Below are 21,206 nucleotides of genomic sequence, written 5' to 3' on the forward strand. Positions count from 1 at the left end.
CGAGCCTTGGCGCACCCGATAGGGGCGCGCCGGGGGCATCCGTCAAGCGTCGAAGTAGCTCTGTAGCGGACGCACTTCCAGGTTGCCTGCCTTCAGCGCCTTGATGGCGTGCGCCGCGGCTTCGGCTCCGGCCATGGTCGTGTAGTAGGGGACCTTCTGCATCAGCGTCGCGCGGCGCAGCGACTTCGAGTCGGAGATCGCCTTGTTGCCGTCAGTGGTGTTGATGACAAGCTGGATCTGGCGGTTGCGGATGGCGTCCTCGACATGCGGCCGTCCCTCGAGCACCTTGTTGACCTTGGTGGCGGTAATGCCGTTTTCGCCCAGGAACCGGGCCGTACCGCCGGTCGCCATCACCTTGAAACCGATGTCCGCGAGAACGCGGATGGCCGGCAGAACCCGTGCCTTGTCCTCATCGCGAACCGAGACGAACACCGTTCCGTCACGCGGCAGATCGACGCCGGCGCCGAGCTGGGACTTGGCGAAGGCAAGCGCATAGTCGGTGTCGAGGCCAATCACTTCGCCGGTCGAGCGCATTTCCGGGCCGAGCAGGGTGTCCACGCCCGGGAAGCGGGCGAAGGGGAACACGGCTTCCTTGACGGCAATGTGCTTCAGATTGCGAGGATCCGGCTTCTTGCCATAGGCAGCGATCGCATCATCCAAGTTTTCTCCAGCCATCACTCGCGCGGCGATCTTCGCGATCGGCGCGCCGATCGTCTTCGCGACGAAGGGGACCGTGCGGGAGGCGCGCGGATTGACTTCGAGCACGTAGATCGTGCCGTCCTTGATGGCGAACTGCACATTCATCAGCCCGCCGACATTGAGTGCCTTTGCAAGCGCCGCCGTCTGCCGCTCGAGCTCGTCGACGAGGTTCTTGTCGAGCGAGTGCACCGGCAGCGAGCAGGCCGAGTCGCCGGAGTGAATGCCCGCTTCCTCAATATGCTCCATGATACCGGATACGAACACATCCTTGCCGTCGCACAGGCAATCGACGTCGACTTCGATCGCATTGGTCAGGTAGCTGTCGAAGAGCAGCGGGTTCTTGCCGAGCAGCGTGTTGATCTGGCCCGTCTTGTCGTTCGGATAGCGCTGCTTGATGTCCTCCGGCACGAGGCCGGGAACCGTGTCGAGCAGGTAGGTCTGCAGCATGCTTTCCGAATGGATGATCTGCATCGCGCGGCCGCCGAGAACATAGGACGGACGCACGACCAGCGGAAAGCCGATTTCGGCGGCGACGAGGCGTGCCTGCTCGACGGAGTAGGCGATGCCGTTGCGCGGCTGGTTGAGGTCGAGCTTCATCAGAAGCTTCTGGAACCGGTCGCGGTCTTCGGCCAGATCGATCGCGTCGGGTGCCGTCCCGAGGATCGGAATGCCGTTCTTCTCCAGCGCCTCCGCAAGCTTCAATGGCGTCTGGCCGCCGAACTGAACGATGACGCCGTGCAGCGTGCCGTTTTCCTGCTCGGCGCGCATGATCTCGATGACGTCTTCCGCGGTCAGCGGCTCGAAATAGAGCCTGTCGGAGGTGTCGTAGTCGGTCGAAACCGTTTCCGGGTTGCAGTTGACCATGATCGCCTCATAGTCGGCGTCCTTCAACGCGAAGGCCGCGTGACAGCAGCAATAGTCGAACTCGATCCCCTGGCCGATCCGGTTCGGGCCCCCACCCAGGATGACCACCTTCTTGCGATCGGAAACCTGTGCCTCCGAGCGCGCGGCGCCGACGAACGGCGTTTCATAGGTGGAATACATGTAAGCGGTCGGCGAAGCGAATTCCGCCGCGCAGGTGTCGATGCGCTTGTAGACCGGGCGGACATTCAACGCGTTGCGCAGTTCCGCGACTTCCTTCGGGCGCTTGCCGGTCAGCGTCGCGAGACGCGCATCGGAAAAACCCATGGCCTTCAGCATTCTGAGGTTTTCGGCATCCTGCGGCAGCCCGTGCTCGCGGATACGGGCCTCCATGTCGACGATCGCCTTGAACTGAGCGATAAACCACGGATCGATCTTGCAGGCCTCGTGCACTTCCGCCTCGGTCATGCCGAGGCGCAGCGCCTGGGCCACCATGCGCAGGCGGTCGGGGGTCGGCGTGCCGAGCGCCGCACGGATGGCGTTGCGGCCATCGCCGTCGGCGTCGAAATCGGGAACTTCGATTTCGTCGAGACCGGTGAGCCCGGTTTCAAGCCCGCGAAGCGCCTTCTGCAGCGATTCCGCGAAGGTGCGGCCGATCGCCATGACTTCGCCGACCGATTTCATCGCGGTGGTCAGCGTCGGTTCGGCACCGGGGAACTTTTCGAAGGCGAAGCGCGGGATCTTGGTGACGACGTAGTCGATCGAAGGTTCGAAGGATGCCGGCGTGGCTCCGCCGGTGATGTCGTTCTCCAGCTCGTCGAGCGTATAGCCGATGGCAAGCTTCGCGGCGATCTTTGCGATCGGGAAGCCTGTCGCCTTGGAGGCGAGGGCCGAGGAACGCGAAACGCGCGGGTTCATCTCGATGACGACCAGACGGCCGTTTTGCGGGTTTACCGCGAACTGGACGTTCGACCCGCCGGTCTCGACGCCGATCTCGCGCAGCACCGCGATAGAGGCGTTGCGCATGATCTGGTACTCCTTGTCGGTCAGCGTCAGCGCCGGCGCGACGGTGATCGAATCGCCCGTGTGGACGCCCATCGGGTCGATGTTCTCGATCGAGCAGATGATGATGCAATTGTCCGCCTTGTCGCGGACGACTTCCATTTCATATTCCTTCCAGCCGAGGACCGACTCCTCGATCAGGACTTCCGTCGTCGGCGACGCATCGAGGCCGCTGCCGACGATCTCGAAGAATTCCGAGCGGTTGTAGGCAATGCCGCCACCCGTGCCGCCAAGAGTGAAGGAAGGCCGGATGATCGCCGGAAGTCCGACGTCGTCAAGCGCTTGAGCGGCGATCGCCATGGCGTGGTTGACGTAGCGCGCCTTGCGATCGCCTTCGCCGAGGTTCCACTGGTTCTCGAGTTCATCGAGGGCGGTGTCGAGTTCGCCACCGGAAAACTTCGCCTTGAGCGCGGCACGTTCCGCCTCATGCGCCTTGCGATCCTGGTCCTTGATGTCGGTGGCATTCGCCAGCCGCGACTTCGGCGTCTCGAGCCCGATCTTGGCCATCGCCTCGCGGAACAGGGCGCGATCCTCGGCTTTGTCGATCGCCTCGGGCTTGGCGCCGATCATCTCGACATTGTAGCGGTCGAGGACGCCCATCCGGCGGAGGGAAAGCGCCGTGTTCAAGGCCGTCTGGCCGCCCATGGTCGGCAACAGCGCGTCCGGGCGCTCCTTGGCGATGATCTTCGCGACCACCTCAGGGGTGATCGGCTCGACATAGGTCGCATCGGCCAGCCCCGGATCGGTCATGATCGTCGCCGGGTTGGAATTGACGAGAATGACGCGGTAGCCTTCCTCCTTGAGGGCCTTGCAAGCCTGGGTGCCGGAATAATCGAATTCGCATGCCTGGCCGATCACGATCGGCCCCGCGCCGATGATGAGGATCGATTTGATATCTTGGCGCTTCGGCATGGTTCTCATCCGCTTTCTGGTTGCGCGAAAAACCGGCCGAGGTGGGAGATCACCGGCCGGGTGCGCAATGAATGGTCTTTTCAGGCTAGAAGCGGCTTATAGGCAAATGTCCCTGCCAGCGGAACCCCGAAAATTCCGGAATCGACAATTAGGCGCAGATATTTGCGCGCTCAACCAATGCCCCCATTTACCATCCCAGTTTCGCCGACATCCGCAGCCTATTCAGAAGACGGGATCACCAGCACTTTTACTTCTCCTGGGAGCGCTTTGTTAGCAATGATGACGGGGGCCTCGTCGAGGGTCACGCGCCGGGAAATCAGCCGGTCGACGTCAATTGCGCCCGTGGCCACGAGGTCGGCTGCCCGGCGGTGCACAAAGGGATTGATGAAGGACCCTTGCAGGCGCAGCTCGCGGAAGAGAATGTCGAAAGGCTCGATCTCCACCTTCTCGCCCCGCGGCAGCACGCCGAGAATGACGACCGTCCCGCCCGCCTTCGCCAGGCGTGTCGACTGCATCACGGTTTCTGCCACGCCGGCGCATTCGATCACGACATCGACTCCTCCAGGAACGAGTCCGTGCGGCCCAGAGATCGCCTCGATCACGTCGCCGGCGGTGGGATCGACCGTTGCCGTCGCCCCGACCTCCTCCGCCAAGCCGCGCTTCGATGCCTGCCGCGTCGAGAGAATGACCGTCGTCGCACCCGCCAGCCTTGCAAGTTGAACGGTCAATAGACCAATAACGCCGCCCCCGAGAACCGCCACCGAGGACCCGGCACGGATACCGGCGTTGTCTATGCCGTGCAGACAGCAGGCGAGGGGTTCACAGAACGCTCCGTGCACCGCATCGAGGCTAAGCGGAATTTCGAAGGCCTGTTTCTGCGGGACCAGCACGTACTCGGCGAAACCGCCATCGCGGTGAATGCCGATGGCGCGCAGATTGAGGCAGAGATTTACTCTGCCAGCTTGGCATTGTGGGCAGCGGCCGCAGGAAATATTGGGGTCGCCGGTGATTCTCGCTCCCGGTTTGATCCCGTAAACGGAGTTCCGGCCCTCACGACGATGCCGCAGAATTCGTGACCGAGGGTGACCGGAGGCGTCGACGGAAACTCCCCATGAAGGAGATGCCGGTCGGTCCCGCAAATGCCGCAGGCTTCCACTTTGACGAGCAGATCGTCAGGCCCGGGTTCGGGCACCTCGACGTGCCGAACGGAGATTTTGCCGATCGCTTCCAGACGCACCGCTTTCATGCATGCTCCTCCGACCACCGCACCATAGGAACGCGAAAGCGCCAGGTCGTCAATCTGCCGGAAAATCGAACCCGCAAGTTGCAGAGAAAAAGACCGGCGGATGAAACCGCCCTGCAGCGATTGCGTTTTACAGGAATTGCAGCGCAGGCATATAAATGTTCAACGCGCCAAGTGGCGACGTCTCCGGAGGAAAGATCATGGAATGGAAGGGCCGCCGCCAGTCCAGCAACGTCGAGGATCAGCGGGGCGCGGGCCCCGGCGGCCTTGGAGGCGGCCCCTTCGGCCGCGGCGGCGGGTTTCGCATTCCGACGGGCGGCGGCATGCGCCGCGCCGGCGGCGGCCTGAGCTTCGGAACGATCATCTTCCTGGTCATTCTCTATTTCGTCCTCAAAGCCATGGGCATCGACATGCTCCAGGTCATCGAAGGCGGCCCGGTGAACATGCCGGGCTTCGAGCAGAGCGATGGTTCTCAGGCGCCGCGCGGCTCGGCGGAAGAAGAGGAGATGAAGGCCTTCATGGCGACGGTGTTGGCGGAGACGGAGGACACCTGGAACGGCATCTTCCAGGCTGGCGGCGAACAATACGAGGAGCCGAAGCTGGTGCTTTTCAGCGGCGCCGTCCAGTCGGCCTGCGGTTTTGCCTCCGCTGCCTCGGGGCCATTCTATTGCCCCGGGGACCGCAAGGTCTATCTGGACATGACCTTCTTCGAGGAACTGGCGCAGAAGTTCGATGCAGCCGGCGACTTCGCGCAAGCCTACGTGCTGGCGCACGAGGTCGGCCATCACGTCCAGAACCTGCTCGGCGTCCTTCCGAAATTCAATCAGATGCGTCAGCGCATGAGCGAGGCCGAGGCGAACCAGATGTCGATCCGCGTCGAACTGCAGGCGGATTGCTTTGCCGGAATCTGGGGCAAGTACACCGAACAGAAAGGCATGCTGGAGCGCGGCGACCTCGAAGAGGCTCTCAACGCCGCGACCCAGATCGGTGACGACACGCTGCAGAAACGCACGCAAGGCTATGTCGTGCCGGAGAGTTTCAACCACGGAACCTCGGAGCAGCGGATGAAGTGGTTCAGACGCGGCTTCGACAGCGGCAGGATGTCCGACTGCGATACCTTCTCCGGTTCGGTTTGATCGCTTCGGATCCGGACAAAGCCCGGTTCCCGCGATCCCTCATCGTTCGCTGTCCATATGGACGAGCTGCGCCTCGGGATAGCGTGCGCCGGCGGCGGCGCCCCTCGGAACTGCACGCTCGATCGCGGCGAGATCGTCGGCGTTCAATGGAACCGACTGCGCGCCAAGCGCTTCGGAAAGGCGATCGCGCCGCCGGGCGCCGACCAGCGGCACGATATCGCCGCCCTGAGCGGCAACCCAAGCGATGGCGATCTGCGCCACAGACGCTCCCTTGGCCGCCGCCACGCGCCTCAGCGCTTCGACCAAGGCTAGGTTCTGATCGACATTGCCGTCCTGAAACCGCGGGCTCATCGCCCGAAAGTCGCCGGTTCTGGCCGCATCCTTCCGCCAGTGACCGCTGATGAGGCCGCGCGAAAGCACCCCATAGGCGGTGATGCCGATGCCGAGGTCGCGGCAGGTTGGGAGAATCTGGTCCTCGATCCCTCTGGAGATCAGTGAATATTCGATCTGCAGATCGCTGATCGGGTGGACGGCGGCGGCGCGGCGGATCGTCTCCGCTCCGACTTCGGATAGGCCGATGTGTCGAACATAGCCCGCCTTCACCATATCCGCGATCGCACCGATCGTCTCTTCGATCGGAACCTCCGGGTCGAGGCGGGAGGGGCGGTAGATATCGATATAATCGACCCCCAGCCGCTGAAGGCTGTAAGCCAGGAAATTCCGCACCGCCTTCGGCCGTCCGTCATAGCCGGACCAGCCGCCCGCCGCATCGCGCAGCGCGCCGAATTTGACGCTCAGCTGCACCTGATCGCGATCCCGGCCGGCGAGCGCCTCGCGGATCAGCATCTCGTTATGGCCCATGCCGTAGAAATCGCCGGTGTCGAGCAGGGTGACCCCGGCATCGAGAGCGGCATGAATTGTCGCGATGCTTTCCGCGCGATCCGTCGGACCGTACATTCCAGACATTCCCATGCATCCGAGACCAATCGCCGAAACGTCGGGTCCGGACCTGCCTAGCGAAACCATATGCATCTGACTTCTCCTTGGTGAAACCTTGCGGTTGTTTCCTTCGGCTGCAAGGTTTACTCGGGATCGCTCTGTGCGATAATCCAGCATTCACAACACAGCTTGTACGGATTTTCGCACAATGAATGAGCTTCCTTTAGCAGATCTCGACGCCTTCGCGGCCGTCGCGCACGCACGCAGTTTTCGGACTGCGGCGAAGAAGCGCGGCGTATCGGCGTCGGCTCTGAGCGAAGCCCTGCGGCGGCTCGAATCGAGGCTGGGCGTCAGGCTGCTCAACCGCACCACGCGCAGTGTCACCGTGACCGAAGCGGGTAGGCGCCTCTTGGAGCGGCTGGCGCCGGCGCTCGGCGAGATCGCCGGGGCGCTCGAACAGGTGGCGAGCGAACGCGACAACCCGGCCGGGACCCTACGCCTCAATGTGCCGACGATCGTTGCACGCGAAATTCTGCCGCCGATTGTCGGTCCTTTTCTCGCGGCGCATCCGGCGATCGCCTTGGAGGTGACCGCCGAGGATGGTTTCATCGACGTTCTGGCCGCTGGTTTCGATGCGGGCGTGCGTTACGAGGAACGTCTCGAGAAGGACATGATCGCGATCCCGATCGGACCGCGTGTGCAGCGCTACGTCACGGCCGCCGCTCCGGCCTATCTGGCCCGGCATGGCGTGCCGCAGCATCCGCGCGATCTTCTCGACCACGCCACGATCCGTCACCGTTTCCAAAACGGCATTGCACTGGCGTGGGAGTTCGGGGAGGATGAGGCGGCAATCACCGTGTCACCGCCGGCAACCGTCCTCGCCAATTCGATCGATCTCGAGATCAGTGCCGCTGTTGCCGGGCACGGCATTATCCGGACCTTCGAAGAGTTGGTGATGCCCGAAATGAGAACTGGCCGGCTGGTGCCGATCCTCGAAGACTGGGTGACCAGCTTCCCCGGACCATACCTCTATTACGCGGGCCGGCGGCACTTGCCGGCGCCGCTACGCGCCTTTGTCGATTTTCTGAAAGCACGGCAGCGGCAGCCGTCGCAATGAATACACGCGACACACGAACTACCATTCATTCCTGTGATCATTCCGATAAGAAGCTTTGAAATGTTCTTGGATTGTTTCGCTGCAAGCGATGCGATAAACCTTATTTGGTGAGATCGTTCATGTTCTGTCTCCGTTTCGGCGGACAGCGGGGAGGAGCTTGATGCTCGACAAGATATTTGTTCGACGCGGCTTGTTCCTCGTCTTTCTGATCCTGCTTTTGGACATCATGGGCATCGCCATCATCGTGCCGGTGCTGCCCAGCTATCTCCAGGAACTGACCGGGGCGAGCGTCGGCGAGGCGGCCATCGAGGGCGGCTGGCTGCTGCTCGTCTATTCCGGCATGCAGTTCCTCTTCGCGCCCTTGATCGGCAATTTGAGCGATCGATTTGGACGCCGGCCGGTCCTGCTTGCCTCAGTGTTGACCTTTGCGATCGACAACCTGATCTGCGCCGTGGCAACGAGCTACTGGATGCTCTTCGTCGGGCGAATCCTCGCCGGGATAAGCGGCGCGAGCTTCGGAACCGCTTCCGCCTTCATCGCCGACGTCAGCGACGATTCCAATCGCGCCAGGAACTTCGGGCTGATCGGTATCGCCTTCGGCACCGGCTTCGCCCTCGGGCCGGTCATCGGCGGCTTTCTCGGGGAACTTGGCCCGCGCGTTCCCTTTTATGGCGCGGCAGCGTTGTCCTTCGTCAATTTCGCCGTGGGCGTGTTCCTGCTTCCCGAAACACTCGACCCGGCAAATCGGCGCCGTTTCGAGTGGCACCGGGCCAACCCGCTCGGCGCGCTGAAGCAGATGCGCAACTATCCGGGAATTGGCTGGGTAGGTCTCGTCTTCTTTCTCTACTGGCTCGCCCATGCCGTCTATCCGGCCGTCTGGTCCTTCGTTTCGTCCTACCGCTACGGCTGGAGCGAGGGTCAGATCGGGCTATCGCTCGGCATTTTCGGCGTCGGCGGAGCGCTCGTCATGGCCCTCGTCCTGCCGCCGGTCGTGGCGAAACTAGGCGAGCGGAGGACGGCAACGCTCGGCCTCACCTTTACGGCGCTTGGCATGGCGGGCTACGCGGCCGCCTGGCAGGGCTGGATGGTCTATGCCGTGATCGTCGCGACAGCGCTCGAGAGTTTGGCCGACCCGCCGTTGCGTAGCATCGCTTCCGTCCATGTGCCGCCCTCGGCGCAGGGCGAGCTGCAAGGCGCTCTCACCAGCATATCGAGCATGACTACGATCCTCGGTCCGCTTCTCTTCACGCAGATATTCTCGCTCTTCACCAGGCCGGAAACGGTCTATTCGTTCTCCGGCGCGCCCTATGCGGTGGCGGCATGCCTCATCGTCGCAAGCCTGTCCGTCTTCCTGTTGAGGGTGCGGCCCGTCCCGAGCGATGCGTTCGAGAATGCAGCGCGGGGTCCGACAGACACTCCGCAGGGGCAGTTCGCCAGGAGATCCGAAGCGCCTGCGGATTGATCAATTTTCTTGATAGAACGATGAAAAATTAAGCAGCGACGCCCTTGTCGCTGGCGCGCGTCCCGGTGGTGCTGTAATTCGGCTTATTCCTAGAGTTTGATCCTTTCCATTGCGCCGCAGAGCGAGGATTAGTCCATGCTGACCGCGACCCGAGAATTTGTGCCTGCGCAAACCGACAATTCATGGGGCACCCACTTTCGCGCCAGCATCTACCTCGGCGTTCCCTTCATCGGTGCCCAGCTTGCGCAGCTTGCCATCAATACCACGGACGTGCTGATGGTCGGCAGGCTCGGGGCGGTTCAGCTGGCCGCGATCATCCTTGCGACGCAGTTCTTCTTCACCGTCTTCATCTTCGGCAGCGGCTTCGCAAATGCCGTGGTGCCGATGGTCGCACAGGCCCAGGGCCGGGGAGATCGTACCTCGGTTCGCCGCTCCGTGCGCATGGGCATATGGGTGGTCCTGCTCTACGGTCTCATCACCGCGCCGATCCTCTGGATGGCCGAGCCGATCCTGCTTCTTGCCGGCCAGAAGCCGGAGGTTTCGGCTCTCGCTGCGGAGTATCTCCACATCGCGCAATGGGCGATCTTTCCAAGCCTGATCTTCATGGTGCTGCGGGCGTTCCTCGCCGGGCTGGAGCGGGCCGGCATCATTCTTTACGTGACGCTTGCGACCTTGGTTCTCAACGCCGTGCTCTGTTATGTGCTGATCTATGGCCATTTCGGCTTTCCGGCGCTCGGCATTTTTGGTGCCGCGGTTGCAGCGCTGGGCGTGGCGCTGCTTGGAGCAGCGCTGACGATCGGCTACATAGGCGGGCAGCCTGAACTCAATCGCTACGAGCTGTTCGTGCGCTTCTGGAGACCGGACTGGCCGGCTTTCCGCGAAGTCATCTATCTCGGCGTTCCGATTTCGGTGACGATCCTTGCGGAAGTGAGCCTCTTCACCGTCGCTTCTCTGCTCATGGGAACGATCGGCACCATCGAGCTTGCCGCGCACGGCATCGCCCTTCAGTTCGCCTCGATCGCCTTCATGATTCCGCTTGGCCTCGCCCAGGCGGGCACCGTGCGCGTCGGCCTCGCCTATGGCAGCGGCGATCTTGTCGGCGTCCGGCGCGCCGCCGTCGCCGTGCTCGCCCTCGGCTCCGGGTTCGCGGCCATCGGCAGCACAATCTTCGCGCTGCTTCCCTATCAGCTTGCGACGCTCTATCTCGACACCGGCCGGCCGGATGCCGCCGAGGTGCTGGCCTTCGCCGGTCCGCTGATCGTCATCGCCGGGGCTTTCCAGTTGGTGGACGGGCTCCAGGCGATCGCCGCCGGGATGCTGCGCGGCCTCAAGGACACGACGGTGCCGATGATCATGGCGATGATTTCCTATTGGCCGATCGGCTTCGTCTGCGCCTGGGCTTTCGCCTTTCCGCTGAACTTCGGCGGCGTCGGGGTGTGGTTCGGCTTCGTGCTGGGGCTGGCGGCTGCCGCCTTGCTGCTCAACTGGCGCTTCTTCCGCCTTATCCAGTCGCTGCGCGCCCGAACTGCAGCTTGAGTTGCTCGGGCGCTATGGAGATCGGCAAAAGAATAGCCGGACGGGCAGGGGATGCCGTCCGGCTGGGAATGAGCGGCCTCATCAGGGGAAGAAACAAGACCGCTTGGTGTGAAACTTCCTGGCAGAAGTTTCCTGGAGGCATTTCATTTCAATGCGACGGCGACGCAATCTGCGATGCAGCCGCCGTCATTTTCTCCTCAGCCCATCCGTTGCTACCGACAATACCGTCACGCGGTCACGGGCCTCGCTGCGAAGCGCATTGATCGTCGCAAAAATCATCGCGAAAAACATCGCCATCGAAAACAGTGCAAGTCCCATGGCCGTCTCCTTTCGTCTGCTAAACGGCGCGCCCTATTGAAAAGTTCCGTTCACTTGTTGTTTCACGCTACAACTTCCGGTGTGAAACCTGCTTGAACGTCGCATTCATCTAGCATTCATTCTCCGATAGCCGCTGTTTCCGGCGGAACAGGGAGAGACGGATCGCGCCGCCCTTGCGATCAGGCGCCGTCCGTGACAAAAGGCTTCACCAACGGAAACAGGCGCGATGACCACGGCTTTCTATCCCGGCTCCTTCGATCCGATGACGAACGGTCATCTTGACGTGCTCGTTCAAGCGCTCAACGTATCGTCGAAAGTGATCGTCGCGATCGGCATTCATCCCGGGAAGGCGCCGCTCTTTTCGTTCGAGGAGCGTGCGGATTTGATCCGCCGGTCGCTAAGCGAGTTCCTCCCCGAAAGGGCAGGGGACATCGCCGTCGTTTCCTTCGACAATCTGGTCGTGGATGCGGCCCGCCAGCATGGGGCAAGCCTTCTTGTGCGCGGATTGCGGGACGGCACCGATCTCGACTATGAGATGCAGATGGCCGGGATGAATCGGCAAATGGCGCCGGATATTCAGACCCTGTTTCTGCCTGCAGGGACCGCATCCCGGCCCATTACGGCCACATTGGTCCGCCAGATCGCAGCCATGGGTGGCGACGTCAGCGCCTTTGTGCCCAGGGCGGTCTTTCAGGCGCTGCAGGCGAAGCACAAGGCCTGAGCTTTCACCACGCAAGGAGAACGCATGAAAATCCTTCAACTCGCTTTTGCAGGCGCTCTGGCGCTCGCCACCTTCACGGGAGGCGCCCAGGCGCAGTCGAGCGACAATATCGTGACGATCGAGCTCAAAGACGGCCCGGTCGTCATCGAGCTGCGCCCGGACATCGCGCCGAAGCACGTGCAGCAGATCAAGGACCTGGCCGCCGCCGGCGAGTATGACAATGTTGCCTTCCACCGGGTGATCAAGGGTTTCATGGCCCAGACCGGCGACGTGCAGTATGGCGATATGAAAGACGGCTTTCAGCCTCAGCTTGCCGGCACCGGTGGCTCTTCGAAGCCTGACCTGCCAGCAGAGTTCTCGGATGTTCCCTTCGAGCGTGGTACCGTCGGCATGGCACGCTCGCAGGACCCGAACAGCGCCAACTCGCAGTTCTTCATCATGTTCGCTCCTGGCGACTTCCTCAACGGACAGTACACGGTCGTCGGCAAGGTCGTCGAAGGCATGGAGAATGTCGACAAGATCAAGCTTGGCGACGACGCCAACAACGGCGCCGTCACGGACCCTGACCGCATGATCAGCGTCAAGGTCGGCAAATAAGATCAGACAGAAGGAGAAAGACCATGGCCGAGATCAAGGATCCGGAAAACACGATCATCATGGAAACCACCAAGGGCAGGGTGGTGATCGAGCTTCTGCCGGACGTCGCTCCGGGCCATGTCGCCCGCATTAAGGAATTATCGCGCGAGGGCGCCTATGACGGCGTCGTCTTCCATCGCGTGATCGAGGACTTCATGGCGCAGACCGGCGACGTCCAGTACGGCAAGACCGGCGGCGAGCACTTCAATCCGGCCCGCGCCGGCATGGGCGGCTCCTCCAAGCCGGACCTCAAGGCCGAGTTCTCCGATATCTCGCATGTGCGCGGCACTTGCTCGATGGCCCGCAGCCAGATGCCGAATTCGGCAAACTCCCAGTTCTTCATCTGCTTTACCGATGCTCCCTGGCTCAACAAGCAGTATTCCGTCTGGGGCCAGGTGATCGAAGGCATGGAAAACATCGACCAGATCAAGCGGGGCGAGCCGGTGCGCGATCCCGACTCGATCGTCTCGATGCGGGTTGCCGCCGACGCCTGATTTGCGCTAATGCACGAACCCGCCCCGGTCTGGCCGCGAGCCCGCCGGGGCGGGTTTGCTTTTGTTCGACACTCAGATGCGCGTAGACCTGTTCGATTTCGACCTGCCGGAGACTTCCATTGCGCTGAGGCCAGCAAGCCCGCGCGACAGCGCGCGCATGCTTGTCGTGCGGCCCGAAGCGGAGCCGGTTCTCTCCGACCACGGCGTGCTCGATCTCCCCGCGTTCCTGCGGCCCGGCGATGCGCTCGTCTTCAACGATACGAAGGTTATCCCGGCACAGCTCGAGGGCATTCGCCAACGCGGCGAGGACGTCGCCACGCAGGTCTCGTTGACGTTGCACATGCGCGTCGGGCCCGACCGCTGGAAGGCCTTTGCCCGGCCGGCGCGACGGCTGAAGCCGGGTGACCGGATCGGTTTCGGCCACGGCGGCACTGCCTGCCTGCTCGGCTCGCTCGATGCAACGGTTGAAGAAAAGGGCGAGGCGGGCGAGGTCACGCTTCGTTTCGACCTTTCCGGACCGGTGCTCGATGAGGCGATCATGTCGGTAGGGCACATTCCGCTGCCGCCCTATATCGCTTCCAAGCGGCCCGAGGATGCACGCGACCGTGCCGATTATCAGACGGTCTATGCCCGTGAGGAAGGAGCCGTCGCGGCGCCGACGGCGGGCCTGCACTTCACCGATCGGCTGTTTGCCAGGCTCGACGAGGCAGGAATCGAGCGCCACTTCGTCACCCTTCATGTGGGGGCGGGAACCTTCCTTCCGGTCAAGGCCGGCGACACCGACGATCATGTGATGCACGAGGAGATCGGCCATGTGGCCGCTGCGACCGCAGAAAGGCTTAATGCGGTTCGGGCCCGCGGCGGACGCATCGTCTGCGTCGGAACGACGTCGCTCCGGCTGATCGAAAGCGCCGCCACGGAGGAAGGACAGATCCGTCCCTGGTCGGGGCCGACGGGCATCTTCATCACCCCGGGCTATCGCTTCCGCGCCGCCGACATGCTGATGACCAATTTCCACCTGCCGAAATCGACCTTGTTCATGCTCGTGTCCGCCTTTGCCGGCTTGGACACGATGCGGGCCGCCTATGTCCATGCGATCGCAGCCGGCTACCGCTTCTACTCCTACGGCGATGCCAGCCTGCTCTTCCGGAAAGATCAATGACCGAGACGTTTCAATTCAAACTGCTTGCGACTGACGGCAAGGCGCGCCGAGGCGAGGTTTCGATGCCGCGCGGCACGATCCGCACGCCGGCCTTCATGCCGGTCGGAACCGTCGGCACGGTCAAGGCCATGTATCTCGATCAGGTGCGCGAACTTGGCGCCGACATCATCCTCGGCAACACCTATCATCTGATGCTGCGTCCTGGCGCCGAACGCGTCGCGCGGCTCGGCGGCCTGCACAATTTCATCCGCTGGGAACGGCCGATCCTGACGGATAGCGGCGGCTTCCAGGTCATGTCACTCTCGAGCCTGCGCAAGCTCAACGAGCAGGGCGTCACCTTCAAGAGCCATGTCGACGGCGCGCTTTACCACATGTCGCCGGAACGCTCGATCGAGATCCAGGGCCTGCTCGACAGCGACATACAGATGCAGCTCGACGAATGCGTAGCGCTGCCGGCCGAGCCCGACGAAATCGAGCGCGCCATGGAAATGTCGATTCGCTGGGCGGAGCGCTGCAAAGTCGCCTTTGGCGACCAGCCGGGCAAGGCGATGTTCGCAATCGTGCAGGGCGGCGACATTCCGAAACTGCGTGAACGTTCCGCCCTTGCGCTCAAGGGACTTGATCTCAAGGGCTATGCGGTCGGCGGTCTTGCCGTCGGCGAGCCGCAGGAGGTGATGCTCGAGATGCTCGATGTCACTTGTCCCATCCTGCCGGCGGAGAAACCGCGCTACCTGATGGGCGTCGGAACGCCGGACGATATTCTGAAGTCGGTGGCGCACGGGATCGACATGTTCGACTGCGTCATGCCGACGCGCTCCGGACGCCATGGACTGGCCTTCACGCGCTACGGCCGTATCAATCTGCGAAATGCGCGCCATGCCGAAGACCTGCGGCCGCTCGATGAACAATCCTCGTGCCCGGCGACGCGGGACTATTCGCGCGCCTACCTGCACCATCTGATCCGTTCGAACGAATCGCTCGGCGGCATGCTTCTGAGCTGGAACAATCTCGCCTATTACCAGGAGCTGATGGCCGGGATCCGCAAGGCGATCGAGGAGGGGCGTTACGCTGATTTCATGGCAGAGACCCAGGAAGGCTGGCAGCGCGGCGACCTTCCGCCGGTATGACCTCGGGACGCCGAAGGCTCAGAGCGCAGGACCCGGCGCTGTCTGCACCATCATCACACCGTTGATCTTGTAACTACCGTCCGGTTGCGGCACGAGCTCGTAAATTGCCGTCCAGTCCTTGCCGTCGGCTCCGGAGATAAGCACTTCCTGGATCACTTCGTCGCCGACACGCTTCGACCGTCCGAAGGCGAAATTGCCCGGGCGATAGAGGTGCTGATAGCTTTTCTTGACCATCTCGAAAAAGACCGCCTGATCCGGAAATTTCGCGCGGATTCCGGGGGAGGCAAAGGAATAGGCAGCTTCCGCGTCGTCCTCGATGAAAGCTTGGATCTGCGCGCGGATGACCGATTTTGCTCTATCTACAGGGTCTGCCAACGTGCGTCCCACACCGAGCGCGAGCACCAGACAGAGAGCGACGGAGATTGCTCGCATCATGGAGCCTCCATTAGGCTTTCGTCATTGACAGCATATGCTCGGCGGTTCTGTTGTAAGCAACCACCTTCGGCGGAGGGCGTGGTTTCGGCCAATAGAGATCGGCAGAAAATACTGATTCTACAAACAGTTATTTAGAAGACTTCGACTCGCTTGGGAGAAAGTCACTATTTCGTGATCTGGGTACTGCCTCGGCGCGCGACGCGCTGGCCTTATCCCGCTTGACGGCTATCCGGTCTGCGCTGCGGTGACGGGCGCCGTGACATGCGGTGTATTTCTTGCCGGACCCGCAAGGGCAGGGATCATTGCTCCGGCGCTGCAGGCGGCTGATCAGGGGCAGCAATAGCCCGGAGGGAAGAAGCGCGGCGGTCAGAATGGCGAGCTTCGCCGAGATACCCGGTATCACGAGGCGACGGCCGGACCTGAAACCGCGCCAGGCGCAGGCGGCGACATATTGCGAATCGACCTTGGGCAAGACCTTGAATAGTGCCGCACGGTTGGCGCCCGATCGCTCGAGGAACTCGGTCGACACCGGTCCGGGCGCGACGCAGGTTACCGTGACCCCTGTGCGACGCAGTTCCTGGTGAAGAGCCTCCGAGAACGACCGCACGAAGCCCTTGCTGGCATAGTAAAGAGCCATGTAGGGGCCAGGCGTGAAGCTCGCGACCGAGCCGAGATTGATGACGCCGCCGCGGCCGCGCGACATCATGCCAGGCAGGAAGCGAAGGGTAAGATCGGTCAGCGCGCGTATGTTGAGATCGACGATGCCGAGCTGATCACCGGCGGGCAACACCGTCGCGCTGCCGCGGAGGCCATAGCCGGCGCTGTTGACCAGGACGTCGCAGTAGAGGCCATTGGCCGAGAGAAATGATTCAAGCTCGTGCGCCGCGTCCTTTCCCGAAAGATCCAACGAGACGGTGAACACCTCGCCGCCGCTCTTGATGTCGGCAACCGCCGCCGTCAGATCGTCCGGCGACCGCGCCACCAGCACGACGGTTGCGCCGTCGCTCGCGGCAGCGCCTGCCATTGCCTTGCCAATTCCGCGCGAGCCGCCCACCACGACGACGGCCGGTCGCAGCTCCATCTGCTCTGTCATGCCGCACCCGAGGCGGCAGCGCGCGCGACGGCGGCGGATTCCGATTGACCGGACAGCTCGGCGGCGATTTCGCCATTCAGGATTTTTTCGAATCGCTCCAACGCCCGCGCCACATTGGCGCCATCCATGACTCGGTGATCGTAGTGGATGCGGACGGTCACCATGCCCTGATCGTCGATCTGGCCGTAGTTGAAAATCGTCGTGAGCGGCGTCAGCGGATTGAGCGACTCGGCCCCGAGCCCCGAATAGACGGACAACTGGAAGGTTCCGAAATGACGGCCTCGGGGGCGGCCGAGATTGAGCCCCAACCACATGAGAAGCCAGCGAATCGGCGCCGGCAGCTTGGCGATCTTCAGGGCTCGCCGGAACTCCTTGACGTCCCTGACCGGACGTGTCCGTGCCGCCTCGATCAGGGCGGCGATTTCGCTGATCGGCCGACGCTCCGGGTTCTTGATCAGGCTGAGAAGCACGGCCCGCTCGCCATCGAGCTCGCGCTCGTGGGCGACCGACGCGATGCTACCAGGATATTCGTAGAGCTGTGGTCTCGGCAGCTTAACATAAGCCCGTCGCAGCTCGGGGGTTTCAAGCGAGAGAAGCGCGTATCCTTTTAGGAACAGCACCGTCCAGGAAGGCCTGCTTTGCTGTGCCGTCCGGGCTTTCAACAGCGGACCGAGATTCATCTGCCGCTGCACGGTGACCCTCGGCACACGAATCGAAAAGCGCATCAAATCGCCGACGAGGCGCCGCGGCGCCGAAAGCTTGAGAGCTCGGCCTCGCATTAGGGCACCTCTAGTAGAGATAGGGGATGATTCGCTTGGTCTTTTCCATATAGGCGCGGTATTGCGGGCCGAATGTCTCCAGCATCATGCGCTCCTCCTCGTCCACCCTCAGAATAAATAGGATCGCGAAGCCGACTAACCCGGCAACACCCATGACCCAGTTCGCCAGCAGAAAGGCCTGTCCAACGCCCATGAGCATGAAGGAAGTGTACATCGGATGGCGCACGAGCGCGTAGGGCCCCCCGCTGATCAGCTCATGCCGGTCGCGAATCTCCAGTGTGATGGACCAGTTGCGGCCGAGTTCCTTGTGCGTCCTGCGAAATACCCACATGGCGAGGGCGAAGACGATGGTCCCAACGGCCACGGCCCAAGCGCTCGCCGGATAGTCGGCCGCCTCGGGGATGCCCGTCACCACATAGATCCCTGGAAGGATTCCGAGGCCGAGCAGCGCCGCAGACAGCCCGATCGTCTCCGAGCCGGAGCGACGATTGCTGACGACCTCCACGCGCTTCGCGCGGCGCTCGTAGGGACGGCGAATAAAGTACCAAGCGACAATGCCAAGCACCCAAATAGTCTGGCCGATGGTAGCGATCGACATGCTCACCCTAGCTTACAAGGCTCTTGCGATTTTCAATTGTGCCAATGGCGAGCGGGGAGGGCTCAAGCCGACCGCGTCAGCCGCCATTCATTTCACGGAGCCTTGTAATGAATTCTTGCGGCCTTAGCCAGATGCCCGGGGTCTGATACCCCATGGACCGCGCAATCTCCGCCACGAAGGCATTGCAGTTATAAACCGACGCGTGCCAGACACGCGACTTTTCCTTCAGCTTTCGTATGAAGGCGACCACCTTGTTGTATTCCGCCTCGCTCAGCATGATACGCCAGCTTGCCGACCTGTATTCCTCTTCGAGGTCGCCGTCGCTCGCTCCGGTCTCCGCCGGCACGGGGAAAAAATGTCCCAGAACATAGGGCGCCGCGTCGTTCGTCGCCGGAGCAAGACCTGCCACCTCGGGGTTGATCATTGCTCCCGAGGCATTCGTTCGGCCGAAGACCGCGTAGGTATGGCCGTAGCTCAGCGCATAGCGTGAGCGGAATTCGATGAAATACCCTTGTTCTCGGGTTTGAGAGAGGAGCTTGGCTGACCCGCCGGCCTGGCTGGTCGACACGTAAGCGGGTTGTGGCTTCTTGTCTTGTGTCTGGCACGCCGTTGCAGCGAATGCGACCAGAATCACAGGGAGAAAACGGCTTGATGCAAATGTCATCACGTCACTTCGCTCTGTCGCCGAACTTTATTTTAGCAAAATTTGCGCCGGCTTGTATCAACCAGTGGCGTTTTCGACCGTCTGCCTTGGGCTGATTCGGTCTAAAGGCGCTCCGTGGGAGGCTCTTGGAGTCTCCCACGGAGCAAATTCAGGCGTTACTTGTAAACGGGAGCAGGCTCTACTGCCGGCTCTGCTGCCACAGGCGGCGGAGCCTTCCCTTTGCCCTTGCCGATCGTGTCGCAAGCGGTCAGGCCGGCGACAGAAAGCAACGCAATCATCACGATTAGAATTCTGCTCATCAAGTAGTCCTTTCCTCAATAGTCGGAATGGTTTATCGAAGGCAACACTCCAAGTAATAGTGGCGATCGGCGCCTAGGCCTAGTGCAAGAAGGACACAGTTGGCATCAGCTTTGTCGGTGCGGAACTGTTTAACGGTCACTTCAAAACACCTGGCTTAATTATTTATACCAAATACGCGCGCAAACACCATCAGATGATCAATACGGTGGTCCCGACGGGGGTCCGGCTGTAAAGATCGACGATGTCTTCGTTCGTCAAGCGGATGCAACCGCTCGACACTGCCTGTCCGATCGTCCACGGTTCGTTCGTGCCGTGCAAGCGGAACATCGTGTCCTGCCCGCCACGATAGAGGTAGAGGGCGGATGCGCCGAGCGGATTGTGTAAGCCGCCGGAGACGCCCCCCGCATACTGACGCAGGTGGGGTTTTCGGCGCATCATGTTTTCGGTGGGGGTCCAGGAGGGCCACTCCGCCTTTCGGCCGATTCTGGCCCTGCCCTTGAGGGTGCGGCCTTCCTCTCCGACGCCGATGCCGTAGCGAATCGCCGTGCCGCCGCCCACGACGTAGTAGAGATAACGTTCCTCGGTGTTGACGACGATCGTTCCCGGTGCCTCGCCTCCGTCATAGGCTACTTCCTGCCTGCGGTAGCGCGGCTCGATACGCGTCCTGGAAGCGATTGGGCTCTCGATTGGTCGGACGATCGAACTGCATCCCGTGGCCAGCAAAGCCAGACTACCCAATACGAGCATGCGACGCGTAACATGGTTCTTGTCCATCTTCACCTGCTAAGAAAATACGTGAGTCCCCAGACTGCGTGTTTAACACTGCTGCGCGTGCTGGCCAAGCCTCGCATCTCAGGCGGGCACAAGGAGGTGAATTAAGCCTTTTAAATCAGGGGATTGCATGTTCGATTTGGGACAGTACGAAGGGGCAGACGGCCCGATTCGCTGTCGTTATCCCCTCTCGATTGCGCCAATCCTGCGGCCGCAGATCCGACTCGCGAACGACGACCGGCTGACGTGTTCGAGCGATCGGGCGGCCAGCTTGGCGGATAGATTAAACCCTTGCGGCAACCAGCCGTGTCTGCTCGACTGCGAGTGGGAAGAGGTAAGAAGGATTAAGAGCATGAAACTGGGCTTCGAGGGCAAGATTGCCATCGTAACCGGCGGCGGTTCGGGAATCGGCGCGGCCATCTCGCGGCAATTATGCGGCGATGGGGCAGAAGTCGTCGTTGCCGATCTCAATCCTGAGGCTGCCCAGCAGATTGTCGACGGGATCCGTGCGAACGGGGGTCGAGCCCGCCCTTTCACAGTCGATGTGGCCGACGCCGGCGCCGTCGAGCAACTGGTGGACTTCACTCTCAGGGAATGCGGAGGCCTGAACCTCGCCGTCAACAATGCCGGCGTTGAAGGAGTCCGAAAACCGACGGGGGATTACCCGCTCGACAACTGGCAGCGCGTCATCGACGTCAATCTGAACGGCACCTTCCATTGCATGAAATACGAGATCGCGGCCATGCTGGGACGGGGAGGCGGCGCAATCGTCAATGTGACGTCGATTCTCGCTTCCGTCGCCTTGCCCACCGCAGCGGCCTATACCGCGGCCAAGCATGGGGTCGTCGGGCTGACAAAGACGGCAGCGATCGAGTATGCGCGCATGGGGATCCGCATCAACGCGGTCGGTCCCGGCTGGATCGAAACGCCGCTTCTGTCGGAATATGCGGAGCTCGCGAAGACCCGGAGGCTGGAAGCGCTGCAGCCGATGGGCCGGCGCGGCACGCCCGAAGAGGTGGCAGCTCTTGTCTGCTTTCTCCTGTCCGACCAGGCAAGTTTCATCACCGGCAGCTACCATCTCGTGGACGGCGCCTACACCGCTCACTGAGGGGCCTCGCCAGGCACCGCCCGGCTTCCTTGA

The 21,206-nt window shown here is 62.1% G+C and carries 19 protein-coding genes and 2 pseudogenes; 10 read left to right on the forward strand and 11 right to left on the reverse strand.

Going from position 1 to position 21,206, the window contains the following annotated elements:
• Positions 1-42: 42 nt before the first annotated feature.
• Together carB and NXT3_RS09925 are read right to left on the reverse strand one after the other, a co-directional pair.
• Positions 43-3,534 carry a carbamoyl-phosphate synthase large subunit gene (carB, locus tag NXT3_RS09920; RefSeq protein ID WP_037425114.1) on the reverse strand — a complete coding sequence of 1,164 codons (3,492 nt, stop codon included), beginning with the start codon at positions 3,532-3,534 and terminating at the stop codon, positions 43-45.
• 218 nt (positions 3,535-3,752) lie between these two features.
• Positions 3,753-4,780, reverse strand: a pseudogene (locus NXT3_RS09925) (zinc-dependent alcohol dehydrogenase family protein).
• Positions 4,781-4,977: 197 nt separating this feature from the next.
• Between NXT3_RS09925 and ypfJ the strand changes: the two are divergent.
• Complete coding sequence (gene ypfJ, locus NXT3_RS09930) at positions 4,978-5,913, forward strand: KPN_02809 family neutral zinc metallopeptidase (protein WP_097524829.1); 936 nt, start codon at positions 4,978-4,980, stop codon at positions 5,911-5,913.
• A gap of 39 nt (positions 5,914-5,952) precedes the next feature.
• Here ypfJ and NXT3_RS09935 read toward each other — a convergent pair whose 3' ends face one another.
• Complete coding sequence (locus NXT3_RS09935; protein ID WP_104839272.1) at positions 5,953-6,945, reverse strand: aldo/keto reductase; 993 nt, start codon at positions 6,943-6,945, stop codon at positions 5,953-5,955.
• Between the two features lie 115 nt (positions 6,946-7,060).
• On the opposite strand from NXT3_RS09935, the gene NXT3_RS09940 reads away from it, so the two are divergent.
• The 3 genes from NXT3_RS09940 (at position 7,061) to NXT3_RS09950 (ending at position 10,967) form a co-directional block, all read left to right on the forward strand.
• Positions 7,061-7,969, forward strand: coding sequence for a LysR family transcriptional regulator (locus tag NXT3_RS09940; protein ID WP_097524831.1), 909 nt, complete (start codon positions 7,061-7,063; stop codon positions 7,967-7,969).
• Between the two features lie 160 nt (positions 7,970-8,129).
• Positions 8,130-9,431 carry a TCR/Tet family MFS transporter gene (locus NXT3_RS09945; protein WP_097524832.1) on the forward strand — a complete coding sequence of 434 codons (1,302 nt, stop codon included), beginning with the start codon at positions 8,130-8,132 and terminating at the stop codon, positions 9,429-9,431.
• Between the two features lie 135 nt (positions 9,432-9,566).
• Positions 9,567-10,967 carry an MATE family efflux transporter gene (locus NXT3_RS09950; RefSeq protein WP_097524833.1) on the forward strand — a complete coding sequence of 467 codons (1,401 nt, stop codon included), beginning with the start codon at positions 9,567-9,569 and terminating at the stop codon, positions 10,965-10,967.
• Positions 10,968-11,153: 186 nt separating this feature from the next.
• Here NXT3_RS09950 and NXT3_RS32925 read toward each other — a convergent pair whose 3' ends face one another.
• On the reverse strand, positions 11,154-11,285 hold the full coding sequence (locus NXT3_RS32925) for a hypothetical protein (RefSeq protein ID WP_037425134.1): 132 nt from the start codon (positions 11,283-11,285) through the stop codon (positions 11,154-11,156).
• A 226-nt stretch (positions 11,286-11,511) separates the two neighbouring features.
• Between NXT3_RS32925 and coaD the strand changes: the two genes are divergently transcribed.
• From coaD to tgt, 5 genes are all read left to right on the forward strand, one after another.
• The gene (gene coaD / locus NXT3_RS09955; RefSeq protein WP_097538307.1) at positions 11,512-12,006 is read left to right on the forward strand and encodes a pantetheine-phosphate adenylyltransferase; all 495 of its coding nucleotides are present in this window, start codon (positions 11,512-11,514) and stop codon (positions 12,004-12,006) included.
• A gap of 24 nt (positions 12,007-12,030) precedes the next feature.
• Positions 12,031-12,603, forward strand: coding sequence for a peptidylprolyl isomerase (locus tag NXT3_RS09960; protein WP_097524835.1), 573 nt, complete (start codon positions 12,031-12,033; stop codon positions 12,601-12,603).
• A gap of 23 nt (positions 12,604-12,626) precedes the next feature.
• Complete coding sequence (locus tag NXT3_RS09965) at positions 12,627-13,136, forward strand: peptidylprolyl isomerase (protein WP_097524836.1); 510 nt, start codon at positions 12,627-12,629, stop codon at positions 13,134-13,136.
• 76 nt (positions 13,137-13,212) lie between these two features.
• Complete coding sequence (gene queA / locus NXT3_RS09970) at positions 13,213-14,298, forward strand: tRNA preQ1(34) S-adenosylmethionine ribosyltransferase-isomerase QueA (protein ID WP_104839977.1); 1,086 nt, start codon at positions 13,213-13,215, stop codon at positions 14,296-14,298.
• On the forward strand, positions 14,295-15,425 hold the full coding sequence (tgt, locus tag NXT3_RS09975) for a tRNA guanosine(34) transglycosylase Tgt (RefSeq protein WP_097538305.1): 1,131 nt from the start codon (positions 14,295-14,297) through the stop codon (positions 15,423-15,425). The genes queA and tgt overlap by 4 nt, the downstream gene beginning before the upstream one ends.
• Before the next feature lie 18 nt (positions 15,426-15,443).
• On the opposite strand, the gene NXT3_RS09980 is transcribed toward tgt, so the two are convergent.
• The 7 genes and pseudogenes from NXT3_RS09980 to NXT3_RS10010 form a co-directional block, all read right to left on the reverse strand.
• A complete protein-coding gene (locus NXT3_RS09980; RefSeq protein ID WP_097525051.1) occupies positions 15,444-15,857 on the reverse strand; it encodes a DUF4864 domain-containing protein in 414 nt (137 codons plus the stop codon).
• Positions 15,858-16,098: 241 nt separating this feature from the next.
• A pseudogene (locus tag NXT3_RS09985) lies at positions 16,099-16,953 on the reverse strand (SDR family NAD(P)-dependent oxidoreductase); the annotation flags it as partial.
• Positions 16,950-17,732 carry a 2-oxo acid dehydrogenase subunit E2 gene (locus tag NXT3_RS09990; protein WP_037425178.1) on the reverse strand — a complete coding sequence of 261 codons (783 nt, stop codon included), beginning with the start codon at positions 17,730-17,732 and terminating at the stop codon, positions 16,950-16,952. The pseudogene NXT3_RS09985 and the gene NXT3_RS09990, both read right to left, overlap by 4 nt.
• A gap of 10 nt (positions 17,733-17,742) precedes the next feature.
• The gene (locus NXT3_RS09995; RefSeq protein ID WP_037425181.1) at positions 17,743-18,330 is read right to left on the reverse strand and encodes a protein-S-isoprenylcysteine O-methyltransferase; all 588 of its coding nucleotides are present in this window, start codon (positions 18,328-18,330) and stop codon (positions 17,743-17,745) included.
• A 76-nt stretch (positions 18,331-18,406) separates the two neighbouring features.
• Positions 18,407-18,994 carry a hypothetical protein gene (locus tag NXT3_RS10000; protein ID WP_097524837.1) on the reverse strand — a complete coding sequence of 196 codons (588 nt, stop codon included), beginning with the start codon at positions 18,992-18,994 and terminating at the stop codon, positions 18,407-18,409.
• A gap of 155 nt (positions 18,995-19,149) precedes the next feature.
• On the reverse strand, positions 19,150-19,293 hold the full coding sequence (locus NXT3_RS10005; protein ID WP_037383394.1) for a hypothetical protein: 144 nt from the start codon (positions 19,291-19,293) through the stop codon (positions 19,150-19,152).
• A 190-nt stretch (positions 19,294-19,483) separates the two neighbouring features.
• Positions 19,484-20,068, reverse strand: coding sequence for a L,D-transpeptidase (locus tag NXT3_RS10010; RefSeq protein WP_097524838.1), 585 nt, complete (start codon positions 20,066-20,068; stop codon positions 19,484-19,486).
• Between the two features lie 349 nt (positions 20,069-20,417).
• Here NXT3_RS10010 and NXT3_RS10015 point away from each other — a divergent pair, with 349 nt between their 5' ends.
• Positions 20,418-21,173, forward strand: a complete 756-nt coding sequence (locus NXT3_RS10015) for an SDR family NAD(P)-dependent oxidoreductase (RefSeq protein WP_037425189.1) — start codon at positions 20,418-20,420, stop codon at positions 21,171-21,173.
• Positions 21,174-21,206 lie beyond the last annotated feature (33 nt).

The sequence above is a fragment of the Sinorhizobium fredii genome, assembly GCF_002944405.1.
Classification (GTDB): Bacteria; Pseudomonadota; Alphaproteobacteria; order Rhizobiales; family Rhizobiaceae; genus Sinorhizobium; species Sinorhizobium fredii_C.

Coding starts and splice junctions, on each gene's coding strand:
- carB (WP_037425114.1), bottom strand. CDS start 3,534: ATGCCGAAGCGCCAAGATATCAAATCGATCCTCATCATCGGCGCGGGG.
- ypfJ (WP_097524829.1), top strand. CDS start 4,978: ATGGAATGGAAGGGCCGCCGCCAGTCCAGCAACGTCGAGGATCAGCGG.
- NXT3_RS09935 (WP_104839272.1), bottom strand. CDS start 6,945: ATGCATATGGTTTCGCTAGGCAGGTCCGGACCCGACGTTTCGGCGATT.
- NXT3_RS09940 (WP_097524831.1), top strand. CDS start 7,061: ATGAATGAGCTTCCTTTAGCAGATCTCGACGCCTTCGCGGCCGTCGCG.
- NXT3_RS09945 (WP_097524832.1), top strand. CDS start 8,130: ATGCTCGACAAGATATTTGTTCGACGCGGCTTGTTCCTCGTCTTTCTG.
- NXT3_RS09950 (WP_097524833.1), top strand. CDS start 9,567: ATGCTGACCGCGACCCGAGAATTTGTGCCTGCGCAAACCGACAATTCA.
- NXT3_RS32925 (WP_037425134.1), bottom strand. CDS start 11,285: ATGGGACTTGCACTGTTTTCGATGGCGATGTTTTTCGCGATGATTTTT.
- coaD (WP_097538307.1), top strand. CDS start 11,512: ATGACCACGGCTTTCTATCCCGGCTCCTTCGATCCGATGACGAACGGT.
- NXT3_RS09960 (WP_097524835.1), top strand. CDS start 12,031: ATGAAAATCCTTCAACTCGCTTTTGCAGGCGCTCTGGCGCTCGCCACC.
- NXT3_RS09965 (WP_097524836.1), top strand. CDS start 12,627: ATGGCCGAGATCAAGGATCCGGAAAACACGATCATCATGGAAACCACC.
- queA (WP_104839977.1), top strand. CDS start 13,213: ATGCGCGTAGACCTGTTCGATTTCGACCTGCCGGAGACTTCCATTGCG.
- tgt (WP_097538305.1), top strand. CDS start 14,295: ATGACCGAGACGTTTCAATTCAAACTGCTTGCGACTGACGGCAAGGCG.
- NXT3_RS09980 (WP_097525051.1), bottom strand. CDS start 15,857: ATGCGAGCAATCTCCGTCGCTCTCTGTCTGGTGCTCGCGCTCGGTGTG.
- NXT3_RS09990 (WP_037425178.1), bottom strand. CDS start 17,732: ATGCGAGGCCGAGCTCTCAAGCTTTCGGCGCCGCGGCGCCTCGTCGGC.
- NXT3_RS09995 (WP_037425181.1), bottom strand. CDS start 18,330: ATGTCGATCGCTACCATCGGCCAGACTATTTGGGTGCTTGGCATTGTC.
- NXT3_RS10000 (WP_097524837.1), bottom strand. CDS start 18,994: ATGACATTTGCATCAAGCCGTTTTCTCCCTGTGATTCTGGTCGCATTC.
- NXT3_RS10005 (WP_037383394.1), bottom strand. CDS start 19,293: ATGAGCAGAATTCTAATCGTGATGATTGCGTTGCTTTCTGTCGCCGGC.
- NXT3_RS10010 (WP_097524838.1), bottom strand. CDS start 20,068: ATGGACAAGAACCATGTTACGCGTCGCATGCTCGTATTGGGTAGTCTG.
- NXT3_RS10015 (WP_037425189.1), top strand. CDS start 20,418: ATGAAACTGGGCTTCGAGGGCAAGATTGCCATCGTAACCGGCGGCGGT.